This window comes from Pseudoalteromonas sp. SR45-5 (assembly GCF_014163565.1).
GTDB lineage: Bacteria > Pseudomonadota > Gammaproteobacteria > Enterobacterales > Alteromonadaceae > Pseudoalteromonas > Pseudoalteromonas distincta.
Genome location: NZ_JACJDN010000638.1, coordinates 1 through 2,216, shown reverse-complemented (window position 1 = coordinate 2,216; position 2,216 = coordinate 1). Strand labels below are relative to the sequence as shown.

The window sequence follows — 2,216 nt, the reverse complement described above, 5'->3', positions numbered from 1 at the left end:
CTCGGCCTTTTTGCTCAGCTATTAAAGTTAGCTATTTTGTTAAAGCGCTTTTATAACGACTCTACGCCCATGTTGTATAACGTAAAACCAAATATATCAGCGTACTGCTCAATTGTTTTACTCGTTGGTGTACCTGCACCATGCCCAGCATTGGTTTCTATGCGAATAAGCATTGGATTATTACCCGTTTGCTTTGCTTGAAGCTCAGCGGCAAACTTAAACGAATGCGAAGGAACAACTCGGTCATCATGATCGCCAGTTGTGATCATAGTCGCTGGATACTCAACACCTGCTTTTACATTATGAAGTGGTGAGTAACCTTTAATGTATTCAAACATTTCTTTGCTTTGCTCACTGGTGCCGTAGTCGTATGCCCAGCCAGCGCCGGCAGTAAATGTATGGTAGCGCAGCATATCAAGTACACCTACTGCAGGTAGAGCAACTTGGAATAGGTCTGGGCGCTGCGTCATTACTGCGCCAACTAACAAACCACCGTTAGAGCCACCGCGAAGTGCTAAGCGCTTTTTAGACGTGTACTTTTTATCTTTTAAATACTCAGCTGCGGCAATAAAATCGTCAAACACATTTTGCTTTTGCAATTTAGTGCCTGCATTGTGCCAGTCTTTACCGTACTCACCACCACCGCGAATATTAGCGACGGCGTATACGCCACCTTGCTCAAGCCATACTGCATTAACGGGGCTGAAGCTTGGCGTTAAACTAATATTAAAACCACCGTAACCGTATAAAATTGTAGGGTTTGATCCATCAAGCTTAATGCCTGTTTTATAGGTAATTACCATCGGTATTTTAGTGCCGTCTTTTGATGTGTAAAACACTTGCTCAGACGTGTAATCATCACTATTAAAATCAATAGCCGACTTACGATAAACACCCGATTCACCCGTAGCTACATCAAACGTATAAGTAGTACCTGGTGTTTTGTAGTTAGTGAACGAATAATAAAGCGTTGTTTGATCTTTTTTACCGCCAAAACCACGTGCTGTACCCACGCCTGGCAATGTAATTTCGCGAATTAGCTCGCCTTTTTTGTTGTACTGTTTTACCTGCGAAATCGCGTCAACCATGTAGTTGGCAAAAAAGGTATCGCCGCCTTTTGTAAGATTTAGTACGTTTTTGGTTTCAGGAATTAAATCAACCCAATTTTCAGGGCTTGGGTTACTAGCATCAACCGTCACTACTTTTTTGTTTGGTGCATTAAGGTTAGTAACTAAAAACAGCTTGCTGCCTTCGTTATCAATAACTGATGTATCTGAATCAGTATTTCCTACAACCGTTACAAACTCACTGTTTTTATTTGTTAAGTCCTTTATAAACAGCTTATTGCCTGAAGTAGACGTACTAGCTGAAATAAGTAAGTAGCGGCCGTCATGAGTTACATCAGCGCCTACATAGCGATGCTTTTGTTCATCAGTTTCACCAAATACAACACTATCTGCAGATTGTGCAGTACCTAGCTTATGGTAATACGCTTTATGCTGATCTGTTTTAGCCGACAGCTCACTGCCTTTAGGTTTTTCGTAACTTGAATAATAAAAGCCCTCGTTACCTAACCAATCAATGCCACTAAATTTAACGTCAACAAGCGCTTCTTCAACTTGCTCTTTAGTATGTGCATCAATAACTATAATTTTGCGCCAATCGCTGCCGCCTTCAGATATTTGATACGCGAGTAATGACCCATCTTTTGAAAACGATAAACCCGACATAGACGTCGTACCATCTTCACTAAACTTGTTTGGATCTAAAAATACTTCAACGTCGCCACCATCTTTACTGCGGTACAAAACATATTGATTTTGCAGACCATCGTTTTTATAAAAATAGGTGTAATCGCCTTCAGTAAAAGGAGGGCCTATTTTTTCGTAGTTCATTAGTTTTTCAAGGCGCTGCTTTAACTTATCGCGATAAGGAATTTGTTCTAAATAAGAAAACGTTAAATTATTTTGCGTTTTAACCCAATCGGCAGTTTCGCTGCTCATGTCATCTTCAAGCCAACGATATGGGTCACTAACCGCTTCTTCAAAGTAGGTATCTACTACATCGCCTTTTTTTGTTTCTGGGTATATAACTGCGTTAACTTGCTTCATAGGTGCTTTTACTTCTTCTTGAGTTACCGTATTAGTTGGCTCTGAACAGCCGCTAAGCGCTACAATTACAGCACACGCTAGAGTATGTTTAAACATCCTGAGTTC

At 40.6% G+C, this 2,216-nt stretch carries 1 protein-coding gene; it reads right to left on the bottom strand.

Features of this window, described 5'->3' with window-relative positions; translation table 11 throughout:
* Positions 1–50: 50 nt before the first annotated feature.
* Positions 51–2,207, bottom strand: a complete 2,157-nt coding sequence (locus H5072_RS17415) for a prolyl oligopeptidase family protein (protein ID WP_182694268.1) — start codon at positions 2,205–2,207, stop codon at positions 51–53.
* Positions 2,208–2,216: the final 9 nt, after the last annotated feature.